Origin of the sequence: Lentzea rhizosphaerae, assembly GCF_042649515.1 — a bacterium.
Classification (GTDB): Bacteria; Actinomycetota; Actinomycetes; order Mycobacteriales; family Pseudonocardiaceae; genus Lentzea; species Lentzea aerocolonigenes.
The window spans coordinates 241,418-261,648 of record NZ_JBHRZI010000029.1; the positions used below are offsets into that span (position 1 = coordinate 241,418).

General features: G+C 67.3%; 23 protein-coding genes, 1 tRNA gene and 1 pseudogene. 19 read left to right on the top strand and 6 right to left on the bottom strand.

What is annotated here, in order from left to right:
• Positions 1–26 precede the first annotated feature (26 nt).
• On the bottom strand, positions 27–3,305 hold the full coding sequence (locus ACFOWZ_RS33480) for a LamG-like jellyroll fold domain-containing protein (RefSeq protein WP_382377954.1): 3,279 nt from the start codon (positions 3,303–3,305) through the stop codon (positions 27–29).
• Positions 3,306–3,888: 583 nt separating this feature from the next.
• Here ACFOWZ_RS33480 and ACFOWZ_RS33485 point away from each other — a divergent pair.
• The gene (locus ACFOWZ_RS33485) at positions 3,889–4,677 is read left to right on the top strand and encodes a hypothetical protein (RefSeq protein ID WP_382377955.1); all 789 of its coding nucleotides are present in this window, start codon (positions 3,889–3,891) and stop codon (positions 4,675–4,677) included.
• An 82-nt stretch (positions 4,678–4,759) separates the two neighbouring features.
• Positions 4,760–5,950, top strand: a complete 1,191-nt coding sequence (locus ACFOWZ_RS33490) for an amidohydrolase (protein ID WP_382377956.1) — start codon at positions 4,760–4,762, stop codon at positions 5,948–5,950.
• Here the strand turns inward: ACFOWZ_RS33490 and ACFOWZ_RS33495 are convergent.
• Entirely contained in the window at positions 5,947–6,576 is a 630-nt protein-coding gene (locus tag ACFOWZ_RS33495) for a TetR/AcrR family transcriptional regulator (protein ID WP_382377957.1), read from the bottom strand. The two genes, ACFOWZ_RS33490 and ACFOWZ_RS33495, sit on opposite strands and share 4 nt — an antisense overlap.
• Positions 6,577–6,668: 92 nt before the next feature.
• Between ACFOWZ_RS33495 and ACFOWZ_RS33500 the strand changes: the two genes are divergently transcribed.
• The 3 genes and pseudogenes from ACFOWZ_RS33500 (at position 6,669) to ACFOWZ_RS33510 (ending at position 8,777) form a co-directional block, all read left to right on the top strand.
• A complete protein-coding gene (locus ACFOWZ_RS33500; protein ID WP_382377958.1) occupies positions 6,669–8,162 on the top strand; it encodes a flavin-containing monooxygenase in 1,494 nt (497 codons plus the stop codon).
• Positions 8,159–8,452: pseudogene (locus ACFOWZ_RS33505) on the top strand (patatin-like phospholipase family protein); the annotation flags it as partial. The gene ACFOWZ_RS33500 and the pseudogene ACFOWZ_RS33505, both read left to right, overlap by 4 nt.
• 79 nt (positions 8,453–8,531) lie before the next feature.
• Positions 8,532–8,777: a hypothetical protein gene (locus ACFOWZ_RS33510; protein WP_382378088.1), complete on the top strand. Its 246-nt coding sequence runs from the start codon at positions 8,532–8,534 to the stop codon at positions 8,775–8,777.
• Here ACFOWZ_RS33510 and ACFOWZ_RS33515 read toward each other — a convergent pair.
• The gene (locus ACFOWZ_RS33515) at positions 8,755–9,153 is read right to left on the bottom strand and encodes an SRPBCC family protein (protein WP_382377959.1); all 399 of its coding nucleotides are present in this window, start codon (positions 9,151–9,153) and stop codon (positions 8,755–8,757) included. The two genes, ACFOWZ_RS33510 and ACFOWZ_RS33515, sit on opposite strands and share 23 nt — an antisense overlap.
• A complete protein-coding gene (locus tag ACFOWZ_RS33520) occupies positions 9,153–9,506 on the bottom strand; it encodes a VOC family protein (RefSeq protein WP_382377960.1) in 354 nt (117 codons plus the stop codon). The genes ACFOWZ_RS33515 and ACFOWZ_RS33520 overlap by 1 nt, the downstream gene beginning before the upstream one ends.
• Before the next feature lie 108 nt (positions 9,507–9,614).
• Between ACFOWZ_RS33520 and ACFOWZ_RS33525 the strand changes: the two genes are divergently transcribed.
• From ACFOWZ_RS33525 to ACFOWZ_RS33585, 13 genes are all read left to right on the top strand, one after another.
• Positions 9,615–10,463: a helix-turn-helix transcriptional regulator gene (locus tag ACFOWZ_RS33525; RefSeq protein WP_382377961.1), complete on the top strand. Its 849-nt coding sequence runs from the start codon at positions 9,615–9,617 to the stop codon at positions 10,461–10,463.
• 119 nt (positions 10,464–10,582) lie between these two features.
• Positions 10,583–10,750, top strand: coding sequence for a hypothetical protein (locus ACFOWZ_RS33530; RefSeq protein WP_382377962.1), 168 nt, complete (start codon positions 10,583–10,585; stop codon positions 10,748–10,750).
• 35 nt (positions 10,751–10,785) lie between these two features.
• Positions 10,786–11,406 carry a lysoplasmalogenase gene (locus ACFOWZ_RS33535; protein WP_382377963.1) on the top strand — a complete coding sequence of 207 codons (621 nt, stop codon included), beginning with the start codon at positions 10,786–10,788 and terminating at the stop codon, positions 11,404–11,406.
• Between the two features lie 58 nt (positions 11,407–11,464).
• Positions 11,465–11,538: transfer RNA gene (locus tag ACFOWZ_RS33540), tRNA-Lys, on the top strand.
• Between the two features lie 791 nt (positions 11,539–12,329).
• Entirely contained in the window at positions 12,330–12,785 is a 456-nt protein-coding gene (locus ACFOWZ_RS33545) for a DUF6292 family protein (protein WP_382377964.1), read from the top strand.
• Positions 12,786–12,958: 173 nt separating this feature from the next.
• Positions 12,959–13,468: a DUF5994 family protein gene (locus ACFOWZ_RS33550; RefSeq protein WP_382377965.1), complete on the top strand. Its 510-nt coding sequence runs from the start codon at positions 12,959–12,961 to the stop codon at positions 13,466–13,468.
• On the top strand, positions 13,465–13,620 hold the full coding sequence (locus tag ACFOWZ_RS33555; protein ID WP_382377966.1) for a DUF6307 family protein: 156 nt from the start codon (positions 13,465–13,467) through the stop codon (positions 13,618–13,620). Before ACFOWZ_RS33550 ends, ACFOWZ_RS33555 begins: the two co-directional genes overlap by 4 nt.
• Positions 13,617–14,486 (top strand): transglutaminase-like domain-containing protein, encoded by an 870-nt coding sequence (locus ACFOWZ_RS33560; RefSeq protein ID WP_382377967.1) that lies wholly within the window; start codon positions 13,617–13,619, stop codon positions 14,484–14,486. Before ACFOWZ_RS33555 ends, ACFOWZ_RS33560 begins: the two co-directional genes overlap by 4 nt.
• Positions 14,487–14,816: 330 nt before the next feature.
• Positions 14,817–15,413 carry a GNAT family N-acetyltransferase gene (locus tag ACFOWZ_RS33565; protein ID WP_382377968.1) on the top strand — a complete coding sequence of 199 codons (597 nt, stop codon included), beginning with the start codon at positions 14,817–14,819 and terminating at the stop codon, positions 15,411–15,413.
• A gap of 410 nt (positions 15,414–15,823) precedes the next feature.
• Positions 15,824–16,027, top strand: coding sequence for a cold-shock protein (locus tag ACFOWZ_RS33570; RefSeq protein WP_382377969.1), 204 nt, complete (start codon positions 15,824–15,826; stop codon positions 16,025–16,027).
• Positions 16,028–16,261: 234 nt separating this feature from the next.
• Positions 16,262–17,176 (top strand): acyl-CoA desaturase, encoded by a 915-nt coding sequence (locus tag ACFOWZ_RS33575; protein ID WP_382378082.1) that lies wholly within the window; start codon positions 16,262–16,264, stop codon positions 17,174–17,176.
• Positions 17,173–17,814: a GAF and ANTAR domain-containing protein gene (locus tag ACFOWZ_RS33580; RefSeq protein WP_382377970.1), complete on the top strand. Its 642-nt coding sequence runs from the start codon at positions 17,173–17,175 to the stop codon at positions 17,812–17,814. The genes ACFOWZ_RS33575 and ACFOWZ_RS33580 overlap by 4 nt, the downstream gene beginning before the upstream one ends.
• A gap of 31 nt (positions 17,815–17,845) precedes the next feature.
• Positions 17,846–18,580 (top strand): GAF and ANTAR domain-containing protein, encoded by a 735-nt coding sequence (locus ACFOWZ_RS33585; RefSeq protein WP_382377971.1) that lies wholly within the window; start codon positions 17,846–17,848, stop codon positions 18,578–18,580.
• Positions 18,581–18,937: 357 nt separating this feature from the next.
• On the opposite strand, the gene ACFOWZ_RS33590 is transcribed toward ACFOWZ_RS33585, so the two are convergent.
• Positions 18,938–19,168 carry a hypothetical protein gene (locus tag ACFOWZ_RS33590; RefSeq protein ID WP_382377972.1) on the bottom strand — a complete coding sequence of 77 codons (231 nt, stop codon included), beginning with the start codon at positions 19,166–19,168 and terminating at the stop codon, positions 18,938–18,940.
• Positions 19,169–19,209: 41 nt separating this feature from the next.
• On the opposite strand from ACFOWZ_RS33590, the gene ACFOWZ_RS33595 reads away from it, so the two are divergent.
• Positions 19,210–19,710 carry an ATP-binding protein gene (locus ACFOWZ_RS33595; RefSeq protein WP_382378083.1) on the top strand — a complete coding sequence of 167 codons (501 nt, stop codon included), beginning with the start codon at positions 19,210–19,212 and terminating at the stop codon, positions 19,708–19,710.
• Here the strand turns inward: ACFOWZ_RS33595 and ACFOWZ_RS33600 are convergent.
• The coding region (locus ACFOWZ_RS33600; protein ID WP_382377973.1) for an ATP-binding protein at positions 19,634–20,231 on the bottom strand (598 nt) is incomplete at its 5' end. The two genes, ACFOWZ_RS33595 and ACFOWZ_RS33600, sit on opposite strands and share 77 nt — an antisense overlap.

Genomic DNA, 20,231 nt, shown 5'->3' on the forward strand with positions numbered 1-20,231 from the left:
ATCCTCTGTTAGGCGAAAGTGCCGGATCAGCTGCGAACGGCCTGGGCAAGGATCTCTTCATCCGACAGCGCGCCGACGTAGACCCGCACGTCGTCGATGCCGCCCTTCCAGAACGCACCCACGGCGGTGGTAGGTGTGAGCCTGCCCATTTCCAAAGTGGACTCCGTCAACGCCGACCCGCCGGTGAACGGCGCCCTGGTGATGTACACACCGTTGAGGTACAGCCGCATCTCGGAGTTCGTCGTGTCGTGCACGGCGGTCAGATAGACCCATTTCTTCAGACCCGCACGGTAGGCGGTCTCCACAGTGGTGCCGCCCATCACGAACTCCCACTTCTTCGATGCACCGCTGTAGCGAAGATCGAGCTGGGAGGCGCCGTCCTGCACCAAACTCACGATCGTCCTGGGCTTGTCCTCGTGAGCCTCCAGATCCAGCCTCGCCCAAGCGGACACCGTGTAGGAACGGTCCGTGCGGATTCCTGGGCTCGGGGTCGACACGTATGCCTCGAGATCCTGCGGATCACCGTCCGCGCCAGGTCCGTTGAGGAGCAGCGAAGTGTAGCTGCCGCCCTGCTCCCAACTGGTCTTGCCACCGAAGGTGGCATTCCTGCCCGTTACCTCGTCCCTGGTCGAGGTACCGACGCCCTCAGCGATCTTGTAGTGGGCGCGAATGCCTGCCTGTTTGGCCAGCACCTTGATCTCAGCGTCGTTCAGCGTCCGGTTGTACATCTTGATCTCGTCGATCGTGCCGACGAAACCACTGGAGTCCTGGCCGTTCCAGCGGTTCCGCCCCACGAGCAACTGCGAAGCCTGCCAACTTTCCAGCCCCGCGACCTCACCCTGCTTCATGCCATCGACGTGAAGGGTGAGCGTCTTGGTGGTGGCTTCGTAAGTGCCAGCGAGGTGGGTCCAGACACCGATTTGCGCCTCGTCTCTTGCGCGCACCACCTTGAGGTCGGCCTTGTTAGCCGCGGCCGTCATGCCGAACGTCCAGCGCTTGGCCCCTTGGTCGTAGTACAGACCTGAGCTGAACACAGAGGAATCCGCCGTCGCCAGAACAGCGCGGCCGAAGTCACCGCTGTCCACCTTCGCCCACGCCGCCAACGTGAAGTTCTTCGACGTGTCCACCACCGCGCCACCGGTGAAGTAGTCCTGCGTGCCGTTCAACCCTGCACCCTTGCCCGCGTAACCAGCCGCGGCCAGGTTCGGGTTGCCTCCGGGCGTCAACGCATTGCCACCGTTGGTGTCAGTCAGCGTTCCGTCCAGCGGCCAGTGCGCGACTGGGTGCCCACCAGCCAGCACGATGAACTCGTAGCGTTGAAGGTCGGAAAGGTTGCCCGCGCGGTCCACCGTCTTGACGAACAGCGTCTGCGTACCCGCCGTCTTCGGCGTCCACCGGATCGTCGCTCGTCCATCAGAGTTGGCAGGCATCTCCTTGTTGAGAGAGTCACCACCGTCCGAGGTGAAGGAGTAGATGAACTTCGCCACGTCGCCGCTCGCAGACTTCACCGAGTCCAGCTCGAACGTGCCGGTCACGCCGACACCACCACCAGGCTGCGAGGAGGGGTACTCGACCGAACTCAGTTGCGGGGCAACCGGCTTGACCGTGTCGACGATGAACTCGCACGAAGTGCCCAGTCCTCCGGCCACGGTCTCGAGCTCACCATCACCGGTGCCCACGGTCCAGAAGTAGTGACCGTCTTGGGTGATCGTGTCCGGCTGTATCTCAGCCTCCGAATAGGATCCTGACGGCGTGTCCTGGTTCTGGTAAGCCGCGATCCGCTGGGGAACTCGGTCGACCCACTTGTACAGCTGAAAGTACGACCACAACGAACCACCATCCGGGTCCTGCAGCTTGGCGCGCATGCGAGGCGTCCTGGTCGGCACGTAGACCAGGTTGGCGGCCCCGCCTTCGCGGCAGGGCAGCAGGCCGCGCTCCAGGCTGCGGTCAGACGCCGGGAGCGGGTACGAGTTGTATTCGACACGCAGCACGGGGTTGAGGTCGAACCGGCGCCACGCCTTGTCGTTCACCGCGTAGTTGTCGCTTGACAGTCCGACGGTCATGCTCGTGTACCCGTTGTCGACCTGGTATCGCATCTGTCCGAGCACGTCGAACTCTGTCAGTCCGTCAGTCGGACAGTACTTGGCGTTGTTCTTCTTGTTGATAGTCGACTGCTTGGTGTACCACTGGGGTCCGGTGCGCCACGTGGTGCCAGGACCGATCGGCCCGGTGTGCCACGCGGCAGTTGGTTCGACCAGATCGCAGTTCGCAGAGTTGATCACAGTCATCGCAAGCTTCGCCGAGTGGATCTTCTTGCCGACCATCTGCGCGATGTCCATCTCGACGTACGAGACCGAGAAACCAGTCGCGGGATGCCAACCCACTTTGAGATCCCCCAGCTCGCCGTCGGTACGGTCGTAGTTCGGCGCATCCGGAGCCAATTCCTGCGCCACCGCGTGGTGGTTCTTGTAGCCGGCCCACCTGTAGCTCGGATCAATCGACACCGGGAACTTCGTCTCAGGTGAGGCCAAGAACGCCTGATCGGGCAGCACGGAGATCGTGTCGCCTGTGATCTCGACACCCATCTTTGCCGGGCGACCGGTGGCGTCCCACATCTGTGAGGCGTCACCGGTGAACCGGATCCGTCCTTTGTCGTCCTTTACCTGCAGCGAGCCGTTGACCTGGCTCAGCACTCCGCCCTTGACGTGCGAGCCATAAGTGATCTTGCGCAACTTCTCCGACTTCGCTGCCTCGGAGGTCTTCACCACAAGCACCTGACTGAACCCGGTTGCGGACGCGACGACCTTAAGATCAACGCCGGGCCACACTTCCGAGTACTTCGTCGTTGCACCCTCGACCGTCGGCTCCGGCAGCGCCTCGGGCCAGCTCAACCCGACCTCAAAGCCGTCTTTGGCCACCACGGCGAGTGGCGTGCCCATGCCCTTTCCGGCGAGCGTGAGGTCGACCAAGGTCGCCTCCGAGCGGATCAGACCGTCCGCATGCTTGCGCAGGTTGGTATCGACCGGCACCCACTTGCCACCACGTTTGGCCCGCTCCGGCCTGAGCGTCTGGACGAACGTCATCGTGCCGTTCGGGTTCGCCACAGTCTCCGACGCTTCCGTCGTGAGCCCGGAAACCTTCACCGGCTTGTCGAACTTCCGCGCCGCTGCCAGGGCAGACGCCCCGTCCGGCAACTCGTTCGGTGCCGGAGCGGCGTTCGCAACTGGCGTGATGGATCCAGCTGACACAGCCAGCACAAGTGCGAATGCGCGCATGCAAAAAGCGCGCGCCGGTCTGCGGCGCATCAAAAAATCCCCCCAAAGTCGAACACATCCCCCTCAGCGACAGCCAGCTTCGACCAGCGTTCTCTTCGGAACAATCGGCCGACCGGTCTACAGGCGCTACCCTTGGGACACGGTGAGTAACATCCGTGGTGCCCGTCACACCGAATAGTGGCGAGCGGTGGAGTCGTCAGGATCCGCCTGTCAACGGGTTCCACCGCGTGCCGAACACGAGGTCAAGCGTCATGCATCGACCGCCGCGATGACCAAGGCGATCGCTCACGTCACGTCCTTGCGCCGGCATCAGCTGGCAGGACCGGCGGGGAGGCTCAGCCGAGGCTCTTGATCAGAGGGATTGAGTTCGAGCCCTCGGTTGAGGTCGCTGGAGAAGCTGGTTCGGATTCGTCTCGACCCGCTTACGCGTCTCAAAGCTCGACCACCCGCACGCGTGTGCCCAGTGCTGCACAGACTCCCTCGCACCCCTTCCATCGCTCTCGGTGTCACGCACGTTTCACATAGCACACAAATGTGTTGTGACCTGCGCGTTCTCAGGCCAAGATGGCCTGCGTCTAGTACACGACTGATTGTTTATGGGGGCAGTCGAATCATGCGTTTCAAGCGCGCAATGGCAGCTGTGCTCGGCATCGCGGCGATGGTCACCATCGTCAGCGCGAACCCGAGCCTCGCGCAGGGGGACAAGACGTTCAAGGGCGTTGAGCGTGAGCGGAGCATGTCCACCGCCACGACCAACGGCCAGTCCTTCCTCGAGATCAACGGGGCGGGTGAGCTCGTCCACTGGCAGCGGTCGGGCGAGTCCTACGCCAAGCACGTCCGCGGTTGGGGCTGGCAGGGGACCCGCACCATCACGACCCTCGACGAGCAGACGTTCCTCGAGATCAAGGGCGACGGCCGCCTGTCCAAGTGGACCTGGAACGGCGGTGCCTACAACGAGGCCGTCGTCGGCTGGGGCTGGAACAACGCCCGCCTGATCACGGGTGTCAGCGGCAACCAGTTCATCGAGATCAACAACCAGGGCGAGCTGGCCTACTGGACGTTCGACGGCTCGAACGTCCTCTCCAAGGTCATCAAGGGCTGGGGCTGGGGCGGCACGAAGAGCATCACGGGTCTCGACCCGTACCTGTTCATCGAGATCAAGGGTGACGCCCTCAACTCCCTCTCCTGGTGGGTCAACGGTTCGACCGGCCTGCAGGAGTTCCACGAGGGTGGCGACAGGCGCTGGATCCGCCTGATCGCGGGCGGCGACGCCGACCACTTCACGATCATCCGGACCGACGGCGTCCTGATGGAGTACGCGTGGGTCCAGACCGGCGAGACCGGTGAGTGGGTCGGCACCGAGCGCGGCTGGGGCTGGGGCGGCACGCGTCTGATCGGCTGATCTACCTGATGTGAGAGGGCCCCGACCGGTTCGCCGGTCGGGGCCTTTTGCATTGCCCGCCCGCACTCGTCAGGATCTGGCCATGACCGACCTGCACGAGCTCTACCGCGACCTGCACCGCCATCCCGAACTGTCGCTGCAGGAGTTCCGCACGGCGGGCGTGCTCGCCGATGTCTTGCGCCCCTTGGGTTGCGACGTCACGACCGGGGTCGGCGGCACCGGTGTCGTCGGAGTGCTGCGCAACGGGGACGGCCCGCTCGTCATGCTCAGGGCGGACATCGACGCGTTGCCCGTGCAGGAGAAGACCGGGTTGCCGTACGCGTCGACCGTCCGTGCGACCAACGCCGACGGTGAGGACGTGCCGGTGGCGCACGCGTGCGGGCACGACATGCACGCCACGTGCCTGGTCGGGGCGGCCGCGGAGCTCGCGCGGACCCGTGCGGAGTGGTCGGGCACGCTGCTCGTGGTCTTCCAGCCGGCGGAGGAACTGGGCTGCGGCGCGCGGAACATGGTCGAGGACGGGCTGTTCGACAGGTTCGGCAAGCCGGAAGTCGTGCTGGCGCAGCACGTCAGCCCGTTGCCCGCCGGAATGATCGCGCACGGCAGCGGCCCGTTGATGGCGGCCTCCGACTCCGTTCGCGTCACGTTGTTCGGGCGCGGCGGCCACGGATCGGCTCCCGAGACGGCCGTCGATCCGGTGTTGATGGCCGCGCACACCGTGGTGCGGTTGCAGGGGATCGTCGCGCGCGAGATCGCACCCAGCGACCGTGCCGTCGTCACGGTGGGACGGTTGCAGGCCGGCACGAAGGAGAACGTGATCCCGGAGACGGCCGAGATCGGGATCAACATCCGGACGTTCGACGAGCACGTCCGCGGCATCGTCCGCGGCGCCGTCGAACGGATCGTCCGCGCCGAGGCCACCGCGTCCGGGGCGCCGCGCGAGCCCGAGTTCGACTGGTACGACGGCACTCCGGTGCTCGTGTCCGATCCGGACGCGACCGCGAGGACGGTGGAGGCCTTCGCCGAGCACTTCGGGAAGCACAACCTGATCCCCGGCGCCGTGGTCAACGCCAGCGAGGACGTCGGCGTGTTCGGCACGGCGGCGGGAGTGCCGACGGTGTTCTGGTTCTTCGGCGGCACCGACTTCAGCACGCGCGAACCCGGTCAGCCCGTCGCCATGAACCACTCCCCCGAGTTCGCGCCGGACATCGAGCCGACGCTGTCCACCGGGGTCGACGCGCTGGTCGTGGCCGCTCGGGCCTGGCTCGGCTAGTCCCGCGCGGCGATCCCGTCGTACATCACGCGCCGCAGCGCCTCGCTCTGCGCCGCCTGGGCGTCCGGCGTGCGCAGCGACGAGATCGCCGTGCCGAGGATCATGCCGTTGATGGCCCTGGCGGTGTTGTCGACGTCGAGGTCCGCGCGCAGGTAGCCCAGCTCGACGCCGTGCGAGAGGTAGGCGGCGGTCAGCGCGGCGGCCAGGTCGAACAGGTCGAGGATCCGTTCGGACATCGCCCTGTCGATGCCGGGCGCCTCGAACAGCAGCAGGCGGGGCACGCGGGGGTCCTCGCCGAAGATGCGGCCCAGCGCCTCGCCGATGCGCGCGGACTGCTCGCGGTACTCGGCGAGCGTCGACACCGCGTCCGGCGCGTTCTCCGCCGTGAGCGCGCCGGTGATGCGTGCGACCAGGTCGTCGACGACGTGGTCGACGATGTCCCGCTTGTTCTGGAAGTACCGGTAGAACGTGCCGTGGCCGATGCCGAGCCGCGTGGCGACGTCGGCGATTCCGGTGGCGTGGTAGCCGCGTTCGGCGAAGCAGTCGAACGCCGCGTCGATGATCTCGCGGCGCAGCTCCTGCTTCTTGCGCTCGCCACGGCTGACGGGTTCGGCACTGGACGTCATGGGGCCAAGTCTATGACCTGCGGACTCTTGTGATCACCCGAAAACTGACATACGGTTCCGGAACTGACATGCGATTCCGCCAGGAGGTCCGGATGGCTCCGCAGCACGACGCGATCGTCGTCGGCGCCGGGTTCGGCGGCATGGGGGCGGCGATCGAGCTCAGGCGGCTCGGGTTCGAGAACCTGCTGATTCTGGAGCGGGAGGACGACCTCGGCGGCACCTGGCACGTCAACCGCTATCCGGGACTGGCCGTGGACATCCCGTCCTCGACGTACTCCTACTCGTTCGAGCCGAACCCGCACTGGTCACGGCTGTTCGCGCCGGGCGAGGAGCTCAAGCGGTACGCCGAGCACGTGGCGCGCAAGTACGACCTGCGCCGGTTCATGCGGTTCGGCACGGTCGTCACCGGCGCGACCTGGAAGGACGACCACTGGGAGGTCGTCACCGACGGCGAGACCTTCACCGCGCGCTACCTGGTCACCGCCACCGGCTTCCTGTCGATGCCGAAGACTCCCGACATCGAGGGCATCGAGTCGTTCCGGGGCCAGGTCGTCCACACCGCGGCCTGGGAGCCGGCCGATCTGACGGGCAAGCGGGTGGCGATCATCGGCACCGGTGCCACCGCCGTGCAGCTGATTCCCGAGCTCGCGAAGACCGCGTCGGCGCTGACGGTGTACCAGCGCACACCGATCTGGGTCAGCCCCAAACCCGACTACCCGATCCCACCGGCGGTGCGGAAACTGTTCGCGCGCCTGCCTTTCGTGCAACGAGCCGTGCGGTGGCTGGGCAGCTCGGTCCTCGAACTGATGATGATCTCGGGAGTCGTGCACTACAAGCAGCTGCGCGTCGCGAACCGAGTGGCCGAGTGGTGGTGTCGCAGGCATCTGCACCGCCAGGTCCGCGATCCGGAGCTGCGCCGCAAGCTCACGCCTGACTACTCCTTCGGGTGCAAGCGGCCCACGTTCTCCAACGACTACCTCCGCACCTTCACGCGACCGCACGTGCACCTCGATACGGCGACCATCGAACGGATCGACGCCACCGGTGTGGTCACCGCCGACGGCCGCACCGACATCGACGTTCTCGTGCTGGCCACGGGATTCAACCTGTGGGACACCAACTTCCCCGCGTTCGAGGTGGTCGGTCGCGACGGCAGGGACCTCGGCGCGTGGTGGCGGCAGAACCGGTTCCAGGCCTACGAGGGCGTGACCGTGCCGGGCTTCCCGAACTACCTGTCGCTCAACAGTCCGTACTCCTACAGCGGTCTGTCGTACTTCACGACCATCGAGTGCCAGATGAAGCACATCCGGCGGCTGTTCACCGCCATGCGCTCCCGCGGCGCCTCGATCTTCGAGATCACCCAGCGCGCCAACGACGAGTTCCTCGGCCGCATGCGCACGAGGGTCGCCCAGAACTCGGTGTTCTCGCTCGGGCAGTGCGCCACCGCGCACAGCTACTACTTCAACCAGCACGGCGAAGCGACCCTGCTGCGGCCGACGTCGACGATCAGCGCGCACCGGGCCGCGAGCCGTTTCCCGGTGGAGCACTACAGCTTCTCGCCCGTCCTCGCGGCGACGCCGGCATGACCCGCCGCGGACTCGCGATCGGCTGCGGCGGCACGCTCGGGTTCGCCTGGACCGCCATCGCCCTGCAGGCCGTCGAACGCCGGCTCGACTGGGACGCGCGCACCGCCGAGGTGCTCGTCGGCACCTCGGCGGGCTCGGAAGTGGTGGCACTGCTGGGTTCCGGGCGTTCGGTCGCGGAGATCGTCGCCACCCTCGACTCGTTCGTCGACGGCGCCGGAACGAGGCCACCGCTGCCGCGGCTGAGGTGGCCCGCCCTCGGGCTGGTCGGCCGGCACGACCTGATGGCGTCGCTGGCCGGTCTGCTGCCGGTGTACAACGCGGGCAAGTTCGCCGTCCGCTGTGAGCACCGCGCCGGCGTCCGGCCTGGACATGAAGCCGATACCGAAGGTGACACCGGAGGCCATCGCCGACGCCGTGGTCCGTTCGGTGTCCAGCCACAGGGCCGAGATCGCGGTGCCGCGGTACGTCGGCACCCTGGCCACCGTCGCGGCGCTCACCCCGGAACCCGTCCTCAACGCGGTCCGCAGGCTCGTTCGCGACGACCGCGCGCTGCGGCCGGACAACGAGGACCGCGCTGCCTACCGCGCCCCGCTCACCGGTCGAGAGTCTGCTTGATGACGCTCAGACCGCGCGACATCGCGTCGGCGATCGGGGCGGCGAGCTCCTCCGGCAGCACGTCGCGCGTCCACACCACGCGGCACCGCCGTTCACCGTCGGCCACGACCTGGAAGACCGCGTTGTCGTGCTCCGGCTGGACCGTGCCTCCGACGACCGAGTAGGCGAGGCGGCGCAGATCGTCGTCGAGGCTGATGAACCGCTCCACGGCCACAGAGCCGTTGCCGAAGGTGACGACCCGGCGGTCGCCCTCGGGCTTCGTGTCGACCACGAACCCCGGTGCCATGCGCGAGGGACCCGTGGCGAAGTCGCCGACCACCTTCCACACGTCGTCCGCGCTCGACTCGATGACGACTTCCTTGATGATCGACGCCATCACGCGACCAGGCACAGGAGGTGGCCCTGCGGGTCGGCGAGCACCGTCCACTCGTCCCCGCCGGGCTGGAAGTCGGGCTTGGTGGCGCCGAGCTCGAGCAGTTGCTTGACCGCGAGGTCGACGTCGGTGACCTGGAAGTCGAGGTGGGCCTGCTTGTCGGGGCCCGGCCACGAGGGCGGCCGGTAGTCGGGGACGCGCACGAGGGCGAGCTGGACGCCGTCGGAGCCCAGGTAGACGTACTCGTCACCGCTGGAGGTCACCTCCCACCCCGTGACGGCGCGGTAGAACTCGGCCAGCGGTCCGGGGTCCGCGCAGTCGAGGACGATCGTGGTGAGCTGGGCCAATGCGGGCATGTCTGCTCCTTACGAGGTTGTGCTGCGCACCAGCCTGCGTCGTGCCCGCCCGCGGGTCTTGAAGATCCTTGCGCCGAAATTGTCAGACCCCCGGCCTAGCCTGGAACCGTGCTCTCCTTCGTCGACCTCGCAGCGCGTCCGGAGTTCAGCGTGTCCGTCGTGGACTGCCTGGACGACCACCGGGGCTGGAAGGGCGAGCAGCCGAGGGAGGACGTGCGGCTGGTGCTCGTGCAACGCGGCGGGTTCCGGCGGCGCGCCCGCGGTGAGGTCGCGGACCTCGACCGCACCGTCGGCTACCTGGGCCTGCCCGGTGAGGAGGAGCACTTCGCCCATCCCGCCGGTGGCGACGTGTGCACGTCGATCGGCCTGACGCCCCGCCTGTGGCACGCCGTGGCCGGTGAGGCACCGCGCCTGGCCCGCTCGTCGCTGTACGTGGACGGCAGGCTCGACCTCGCCCACCGGCGGCTCCTGGCAGCGACCCGCACCGCGGACGACGTGGCCGAGGAGGTGGCCGGTCTGGTGGCGGAGGTCGTGGGGCAGGTCGTCACGACGACGGTCCCGGACGGCACCGGCGACAGGGCGCTGGTGGCGAGGGCGCGCGGTGTGATCGGCGACGACCACCCGGCCGCGGCGGGCCTGATCCCCCTCGCCGAGCTGCTCGGCGTCTCGCCGTACCGGTTGAGCCGGGCGTTCACCCGCGAGCTCGGGGTGTCGCTGACCCGCTACCGCAACAGGGTTCGGGTCGGCCGCGCGCTGGACCGGCTGGAACGAGGGGAATCCCGCCTGGCCGTGCTGGCCGCTGACCTCGGCTTCTCCGACCAGGCGCACCTGTGCCGGACCGTGCGCGAACACCTCGGCCACACCCCAACCGCACTGCGCAGACTTCTCGGGGCAAATCGTTCAACAACCCCAACACAGGAATGTGCGGCATCAATCCCTACATATATGCACGAATAGTTGTGTGCAAATAAGTTAGTATTTGTTAACGATCGGTCGAGAACCGGTCCTTTCCCTGCTCCGCCACCACATTCACCTCGACGAACCACCGGCTCCCCCGGCGAACGAGCTCCCAGTCGGTGACGATCCCCGCCGGCTGCAAGGCGACGCTGACGGTCACGGCGGGCAGCACCACGCTCGGCACGCTGTCGAACACGAACGCGGCCTCGGGCTACGCGCTCAAGACGTTCGACGTGTCGCTGCAGACGTCGTTCGTGATCGACGACACAGCGCTGACGCTGAGCTGAGCCTAAGGTGAGCACCTCGAAGACGAGGGGTGCTCATGAAGAACAAGCTGTACGCGGCTGCCGCGATCGTGGACTCGATCGCGGCAGCCGTGCGCTCCGCGAAGCCCGCGCGCTTCGTCACGAAGACGGCTCTGATGCCCGCTTTGACAGTCGCCAACCCTCCCCGCGACCCCGGAATGGCCGTGGGCCTGGCCGGCTCGTGGGCGGGCGACGTGGCGCTGCTGGGCGACTCCGACCGAGCGTTCCGAACAGGACTCTTCAGCTTCCTGGTCGCCCACGTCGGCTACACCGCAGCCCTGGCCCGCCGCTCGACACCGGGCGCCCGCAAGGCGGTGGTGCCCATCGTCGCAGCGTCCGCCGCCGGCGCCTACGCGTTCGCCCGCGCAGCAGGTCCGATGGGCAAGCCGGTGGGCCTCTACGCCCTGACCTTGGGCACGATGGTGGCCGCCGCGTCGACCGTCCGAGGCGCGGGCTCACGACGAGTTTTCGGTGGTGCGGCCCTGTTCGCGGCGTCGGACGCCCTGCTCGGCGCGAGTCGGTTCGTCCTCAAAGGACGTGCGGCACGGGTGGCGACGGCCGGCGTGATGCCGACGTACGCGGCAGCGCAGTGGCTGATCCACACGGGGTTCGAACAGGGGGAGCGACCCCCCGCGTGAAAACCCGTTGGATGCCCTGTGCTAACGTTCTTCTCGTCGGAAACGGCACCGTGAACAAGCGCCGCTAGCTCAGTTGGTTAGAGCAGCTGACTCTTAATCAGCGGGTCCGGGGTTCGAGTCCCTGGCGGCGTACTTCAGAGAAGCAGGTAGAGATTCGTCTCTACCTGCTTCTTTGCATTCTCCGTTTCTTCGCTGTGGATCATGGTTTGCGAGCCCGAGGACATCCCTGGGATTACGGGGTCAGGCCGCTGCCGTCGCGGCGTGGTGGCCCCAGGCGGTGGCCTCGTCACAGGTCGTGCGGGTGGCAAGGCAGCCATGAAGGGTGCCGACGAGGCGATTGCCGACGTGCCGTAGTGCTGCGTCGTGTGACTGATCCATGATCTCGATGTCGTGATGACCTTCAGGTCAAGTGCTCGGCGCACCACGGTGGACGCTTCTGTGCGCCGCCCGCAGGTGAACTCGAACGCGTGAACCGCAAACGTTCCGTGCAGCTCACCCGAAATGGTGCCGTCGACACCTGCAACTCCCGGCCGATGAGGCGCGGACGGTTGAGGTCCAGCTGAACGGGCATCCGGAGGCAGAAGTCGCGTCTGAGATCCGGGTGTCGGGAACGACACATGGGCACCGACGACAAGGGCTTGGAAACCGAGGGCAAGGTCGACCAGGCGAAGGGTCACCTGAGTGAGTCGGCCGAGAAGGTCAAGGACGCCTCCAAGAAGGACTGAACGGCTCACTGCTCTCCCCGGGAGCGCGCACCGCTGCGGTGCGCGCTCCCAGGTGTCGTGAGCGCTTCATCCCGGCTCCGAGCAGCTACAGTGAAGGCGCAGGGCCGTCGATCGGCTCATCCACTCGCTTCGTCACCTCCGCGGTCTGTGAGCCCGCCCGCCGTGGCTCCGCAGCGATCTGAGGAAGGCGGGGTCCGCATGGCAGTGACCGCCCCCATCGGTGATGATCGGGTCCTGCGCGGCCGGAACGCCACGTCCGAGGGCACGTACCTGCTGGCGGGCGCCCTCGAACGGTATGTGGGGAAGGTCGCCGAGGCTCTCGGCGTGCCGCGCGACGGCATCAGCTTCGAGGTCACCGACACCGCTACGGCCTACATCGCACTCGGCGGCCGCGCCGCGGCTCACCCGGATCGTGACGTCATGCTCGTCTGGAGCGCGACGCAGGGCTGGGCGGTGTCGATCGAGACCGATCCCGCCGAGCCTCGGATCGTGCTCGCCCGCTCGGCCGGGGACATCGTGCAGGCGCCGGAGGCCGTGGCAGCTCTGGTGGCCGAGTCCATGGGACGCCTCGGTGCCCCGGAGACCCCGGTGGCAGGCCCGCCGCTGATGGGGTGGTCGGACCTCGCCGAGTGCATGGAACGTTACGCGCCCTGAAGTGGTGGACGCCGTTTCGGTCGATCAGGCCGGAAAGCGTGTAGTGTCGGTTTTGCCGAGAGCATCTCGCACCTGAGCAGTCAAGCTCACGTCGCACTCGGCGAAACCTGAACCGGCCCTTTTTCAGGGCCGGAGACGGGAGTCCCGGCATGACGTCGGCTCCTCACCATTCCATGGCCCCTCCGGCTGTCACGGCCAACGAGCAGCCTCGGTATCCGCTGCGATTGCGGTTGCGGCCGAAGGCGCTCACCGCGGGGTATGTCGACGGTGCCTGGTGGCCGCGTTCCCGGGACCTCGCCGCCGAACTGCCCGCGCTGCTCGCGGTGCTGGCAGTTCGGCTGGGCGAGATACCGCGGGTGAGCTACAACCTGACCGAGTGGGAGACCGCGCCATCGGAGGTCGCCGCCGGCGGCGTGCGGGTCCGGCTCAGCGGGTTCTGGTCGAGGCCGCCGCACACCGTGGACGTCGTCGCGGGAGACCGGCGTCGCCTCACCCTGCTCCTCGTTCCGCCCGACACCAGCCCTTCCGCCGCCCACCACGCCATGATGCGCGCCGCCCGCCGCGAAAACACCGACACCGTCGAAGCTCTGCTGCACGACAGCGAGGCCGATGAGTCCATTGTAGACGCCCTCGGTGCCGGCAGCGCCTGCATACCCGAACAAACAACGCAAGGACTTGGATGACGACATCGACCCACACATCCGCATATGAGCGCAGGCTCAAGATGGTGGAGGACGTGCTGACCGGCCGAACCGAACTCGACGGCAAGGCCGCACGGGATCTCGCGGTGCACGTGTTGCGCGCGCTGGACCACATCCCCGAGCGGGTGCGTTGAACTCGCGCCACTACGGCACTGGCGCGACGCAACTGACGTGGGGCACCCGACTGCTCCGCGTCGGTTGTGCGTTCACCTACCGCGCCGAAGTGCCCACGCCGGCGGTGTTCCTCGTGCGCCCGCTGTGGAGCGCGGACGTGCGGCTGAGCCAAGAGCACCTGGACGTGAAGCCGGACGTCCCGATGCGGCACCATCTCGACCTGTACGGCAACCGCAACACCCGAGTGGTGCTGCCTCCTGGTCTGTCCACAGTGCACTACAGCGCGTGGGTCGACGTCCCGGACAGGACGGAGGACGTGGACGACACGGTGCCGGAGACACTGCCCGACGGTCTTCCGGACAACGTGCTGCTGTACACGTTGCCCAGCAGATACTGCGTGTCCGACGTGCTGGGCGACGAGGCGTGGTCGAGGTTCGGTGCTCATCCGCCCGGTTACGGCCGGGTGCGCGAGATCTGCCGGCACGTCCACGAGTCGCTGAGCTTCGGCTACGGCACCTCCACCGCGTTGTCCACCGCGGCCGACGTCAACGCCGCGGGTTTCGGTGTCTGCCGTGACTTCACGCATCTGGCGATCTCGTTCTGCCGCGCCCTCAACATTCCAGCCCGGTACGTCTTCGGCTACCTGCCGGACCTGGACGTGCCTCCCGACGGCGCTCCGATGGACTTCGCGGCGTGGATGGAGGTCTGGCTGGGTGACCGCTGGTGGACCTTCGACCCGCGCAACAACGAGCCCCGCAAGGGACGCGTGGTCATCGGCAGAGGCCGTGACGCCGCCGATGTCGCGATGGTCACCACGTTCGGCGGGCCGGTGCTCGAGTCGATGGTCGTTCAGGCGGAAGAGGATCTGGCCCCGTCATGGCGCTGAGCGGGTTCTGCCCACAGCGGAGTACGGTGGGATTACCGAGGGCACGTCGTGCAGCAGCGCTCAAGCTGGTGCCGCCTTGGGCGCATCAGGAAGCCCGGCCGGTTCGGCTGGAGGCGGGAGCGCCGAGATGAACTCGGAGCAGCTCTGCACCACTGCGGCTTTGGCCGCATCACGCGGTCACAGACTGACGCGGAATCCGCATTTCGCCGGGGGCTGGCGGCCGTTGTCGACGGATCCGGCCGTCACGACGCCTGTGCTCGTTCCGCCTGCCAGGCGTACGCGCTGACACGCGCGTCCTCTCGTTCCGGCACCGATCATCGGAGTATCCGCATGCCAGAGTCACGAACCGCCTTCGCCGCAGCCGACGTGTTGACGACGCGCCGGTTGATGTTGCGCCCGTGGCGCGTCGACGACGCACCCGCCGCGCTGGACGTCTACGGCCACGCCGAGGTGACCCGCTGGCTGAGCCCCGAAATGGACCAGGTCCCGGACGAGGCCGCCATGAGGTTGTTGCTGCAGCAGTGGAACGCGGAAAGCGCCCGTCTTCCGGCCCCGGCCGGCCGCTGGGCGGTCGAACGCACCTCCGACGGTCAGTTGATCGGCGGCGCTCTCCTGCTCCCGCTGCCACCTGGCCGGGAGGATCTGGAGGTCGGCTGGCAACTACGTCCGGACACCTGGGGCAACGGCTATGCCACCGAGGTGACCCACGCCCTCGCCGCGTGGGCGTTCAGCCAGGACGTGTACGAGGTGTTCGCCGTTGTCCGGGCTGGCAACACCCGCGCTTCGTCCACCTTGCGGAACAACGGGATGCAGTGGGTCGGTGAGACGGCGAAGTACTTCGGCCTCGACCTGCAGGTGTTCCGCCTTCGCGTGGCGGACCTCGACCCGGCCGCACCCGCGACGCTCGGCCCGCCCGGTCGCGACTGACCCACGGCATGCGACATTCGGCTACTGTGGGACGTGTTGGGGTCCAGCCGACGGCATCCGGCCGACGCGGTCCCCGATCCCGTCCGGTCCGGTGGTTCTCCGGCCGGAGACAGGAGCACCGGCTTGTTGCCGGACAGCCAGCCTCCCCCTTCCAGATCCCGCGCAGCCGTCGACTTCGCCGAAGCGCGACTGTCCGCGGAACGAGCGGAAGTCGTCCAACAACACCAGGCCGCAAGACGAGTGGCGGAACACGCTCGCGATGCGGGCGACTGCCGTGAACTGCTGTCCATGCTCGGCCTGGCAAAACTGCCACACGGCTCCCGTGGCGCGGTCCCGCGACACGACCAGCACACCACCCCGACTTTCCCGGAGGCGTTCGACGTGTTCCGGCCTGTGGAAGGAGCACGTGCATGAACCGAGGCACCGTCAAGTGGTTCAGCGGCAGCAAGGGTTTCGGCTTCATCGCGCCCGAGAACGGTGGGCCGGACCTGTTCCTGCACCACTCCGAGGTGAACGGCTACGCCTTCGGGGGCATCCCGGACAACCAGCCGGTGGAGTTCGAGATCGGCGAGGGCGACAAGGGACCGCGAGCGGTCTCCGTGCGCGTTCTCTGACCGGCTGACGAACCGGCGGCCGGTTCTCGCGCAACCGGCCGCCGACCTCGCCCAGAACCGTCCACTGTGGAAGAGGTGACGTGAGGTTTCGTCACCACCACGACCGGGGTAGCCATTACTTCCGAGTGACCTACCCCGATCGCCCCAGACCCCGGCGGCGGAGATGCAGCTGCCGTTCTGGAGGTTCGTGGCGTGAGCACATCAGTTCCCCGAGTTCAGGTTGGGCCACAACCGATGTTCTCGGGCGAGAAGACCCCGTTCGAGATGTTCCTGGTGAAGCTCTTCGCGGTCGTTCCGGCAGTGGCCCTCGTTGCAGCCGTGCCGCTGGCGTGGGGCTGGGGACTCGGCTGGGCAGACATCGGGCTCGCCATCTTCTTCTACACCTTCACCTGCCTTGGCGTGACGGTCGGTTTCCACCGCTACTTCACCCACGGCGCCTTCAAAGCCAACCGCGCCCTGCGGATCGCGCTCGCGATGACCGGCAGCATGGCGATGCAGGGCCAGATCATCGGCTGGGTCGCCGATCACCGCAGGCACCACGCCTACGCCGACCGCGATGGCGATCCACACTCGCCCTGGTTGTACGGCACGTCGGCCGTCGCACTCGCCAAAGGTTTCTGGCACGCCCACATGGGCTGGATGTTCCGGCGGGAGCTGACCAACGCAGCACGCTTCGCCCCCGACCTGCTCGCCGATCCTGACATCCAGCGGGTCAACCGCTGGTTCCCGGCGTTGACCGCGGTGACGCTGATCGCTCCCGCGGTGCTCGGCGGGCTGATCACGTGGAGCTGGTGGGGTGCGCTGACGGCGTTCTTCTGGGCCGGCCTCGTCCGGGTCGCGGCACTGCACCACGTGACCTGGTCGGTCAACTCGATCTGCCACATGATCGGCGATCGCCCGTTCGAGGCACGCGACAAGTCGGCCAACTTCTGGCCGCTGGCGATCCTGTCGATGGGAGAGTCGTGGCACAACTCCCACCACGCCGACCCCACCTGTGCCCGCCACGGAGTTCGCCGCGGCCAGATCGACGTCTCCGCGCGTCTGATCCGGATCTTCGAACAACTCGGCTGGGTCACCGACGTGCGCTGGCCGAGGCCGGAGCGCCTGGCCCGCAAGCTGAGGGACACCGCGGTCCGAGCAACGGAGTGAGCGGTGAGCGGCTGGTCGAAGCCGCCTGCGAGGTGTGCGTTCACCTGGCGGGCGTGAGCGGGGCCCAGCTGACACTCGTGAACGGCACCGGGCGGGGCGAGTCGCGATACGCCACGAACGCGACGGGTGGGCGCCTCGAGAACCTGAGGTTCGTCCTGGGCGAAGGCCCCGGTGAGGACGCGTTGAGCTCCGGAACGCCGGTCCTGGTGGCGGAGCTGGACTCTCGGGAGAACCGGCTGCGGTGGCCGCTGTTCGTGCCGGCCGCCTGCGCAGCCGGAGCGTCCGCGATCTTCGTGTTCCCGTTGTGCAGTGGCGTCGTCCGGATCGGAGCGCTCGCTCTGCACCGGTACCGGCCCGGTCCGCTCACCACGACACAGATTCTGGACGTCCACGTCCTGACCGAGGTCGTCCTCTCGTTGGCACTGGACGAACTGACCCGGCTGCACTCCGACAGCCGTGCCGAGGTCCACCAGGCGACCGGGATGCTGTCGGTCCAGTTGGGTGTGAGCATGGAGGAAGCCCTCGCGCGACTGCGGGGGCACGCGTTCGCCCACGACCAGCCGGTGGTCGAGGTCGCCCACGAAGTCGTTGCCCGGCGTTTGCGGCTGAGTCCGGGCAGCGCGTCGGGACTCGCGTGATCCCATCCGGCGAACTACCAGAGGTGGCCGCATGTCGATGGAGAACCTGGCAGAGACGTTCGTCGAGCTGGCCGACACGCTGGTCGCCGACTTCGACCCGGTCGAGTTCATGCACCTGTTGGCCAACCGCTGCGTCGACACGCTGGCGGTGGACGCCGCGGGCATCCTGCTCGCGGACGATCGCCGCGAGCTCCAGGTCGTGGGCGCGTCCAGCGACGCGGCGCGGCTGGTCGAGCTGTTCGAACTCCAGGACCGGCGGGGACCGTGCATGGAGTGCTACCTCACCAGCGCACCGGTGACGGTGGCCAGCTTTGCCGAGCAGCCACAGCGATGGCCCGAGTTCTCGTCGGCCGCCCTCGACGCGGGGTTCGGTGCGGTGCACGCCTTGCCTTTGCGGCTGCGAGCGCAGACCATCGGCGCGTTGAACCTGTTCACCGTCAAGGCGGGTGCGCTGGGTGAGTCGACCATCAGGGTCGCCCAGGCCATGGCGGACGTGGCCACCATCGGACTGCTGCAGGCTCAGATCATCACGCGGCGAGACCTGCTGGCCGGCCAGCTGCAGCACGCGTTGCAGAGCAGAGTGCTCATCGAACAGGCGAAAGGCGTTCTCTCAGAACGGCTGAGCATCGGCATGAGCCAGGCGTTCGAGGCGCTGCGCCGCTACTCGAGAAGCCGGCACCAGCACCTCAGCGCCGTCGCCGAAGCGGTTGTCGCCGGAAGGATCGATGTGGACGCGCTGGGCGCAGAACGCAGAGAGCCCACGTGAGAAAGGTCGCGAACGTGCTCTCAGCCCTCTGAGGAAGCTCGCTGGGCCGGCACCGGTTCCTGGAACAGGTTCGTCCAGGACGGCTGTTCGGGATCAGGCGAACTGGATGTCGCGACTGGGTCGTGCGTCTCGGGATGGCTGAACAGGTGGTTCGCCGGGGGCAGGGTCACTGGGTGCTTTCCGTTCGGGGACAAGGCAAAGAAGAATTTCTCATCGTTGCAGCTTTCTTCGCGTCTCGTGCGTGGTCGAGTGGTGCGGAACCGAGTGACTGCACGGCGCGTGGATGACTGGGGATGCGAAACGCATCGACCCAACCTCGACAGTACACCTCTTCGCGATGGTGGGTGTCGGCGAGCCTCAGCGGTTGGACGAGGGAAACTGCCCACCCGCGCTGCCGAGTGCGATGAGTTCGGTGTACTGGTCCTGCCACGAGCGCTCGGTGGCGAGCAGGTCAGCGAGCCGCTGGACCCACTGCGCGTCAACGGGTGGCGTGGCACCTGCGGCCAGATGGTGCGCTGTCTCCTCGCGGGCTTTGAGCCACTCGGACAGCGTCGGCTGGAGAGAAGGGCCGCCCTGTTCATCGGTCATCACCTGACAGTACTGCGCGCCATCACGGACGACAGCTCGTGATGCGTGTTGACCGGCCGCAGTCGGGTACACGACAGAGAGCCCGTGCATGCACCGAAACCCTGGAGGGACTTGTGACAGCCTCTTTCAACGGGCATCGCGGGTTTGTCTTGACCGTGGACCTGAGCAGCGATGCGACACCATCGCTCGGCGATCTGCGGCGATCCGTGCGACAGTCACTGTCCCATCTGGACACCGATTGTGTGGAAGATGCTGAGCTGCTTGTCACAGAACTGGTCAGCAACGCCAACGATCACGGTCGGCCACCCGTCAAGCTCCGGTTGTGCCAGCTGCCGAATTCGTTGCTGCACATCGACGTCGAGGACAGCGACCGGACGCATCTCCCCCGACTGCGGGCTTCGGCGCCTGGCGGGGAACGTGGCCGCGGCTTGGTTCTCGTGGATCAGCTGTCTCACGGGTGGGGCTTCAACGTGACCGCGACGAACAAGGTCGTGTGGGCGGAGATGAACTGCCGCGAGTCGAGTCCGGCCGGGCAAAGCTGATCCGGTCGAGCCCGTCGCAGCCCACCGCCGCGAACACGGTTTTACCGCCGTCGAACAGAGACCTCGTACCCCATTCGCGGGCGACGTTGTCGACCACCACGATGCCGCGGCCTCGCATACCGCCGAGCCGAGAGCGCCCGTGCACAGGCCGCAGCGCCGAGGTGTCGTCGACCTCGATGGTGATCTCGCAGGGAGCTTCGCACCGGAAGACACGAAGCCGGCCGATGCCCGCCGCGTGGTCCAGAACGTTGCTCACCAGCTCGGTCATGACGAGCAACACGTCATAGCGGTGGTCCTCACCGAGATCGTCCAGCATGGTCGTCAGGTGGACGCGCAACTCCGCCACCGTGCTCGTCGGCTCGATGGGCAGGTCCAGGACCACGGATGCCGAGTCTTCGCCGACAGTCGTCACGGGCGCCTCCGGGTGGACACGCGCGGGTCCGCTGGACAGGGCTCCGTCGACGCTACTGGCGACCGGCGACTGGCCGGACCAACTCAGGCTAGCGCCTGTATCGAAGTCC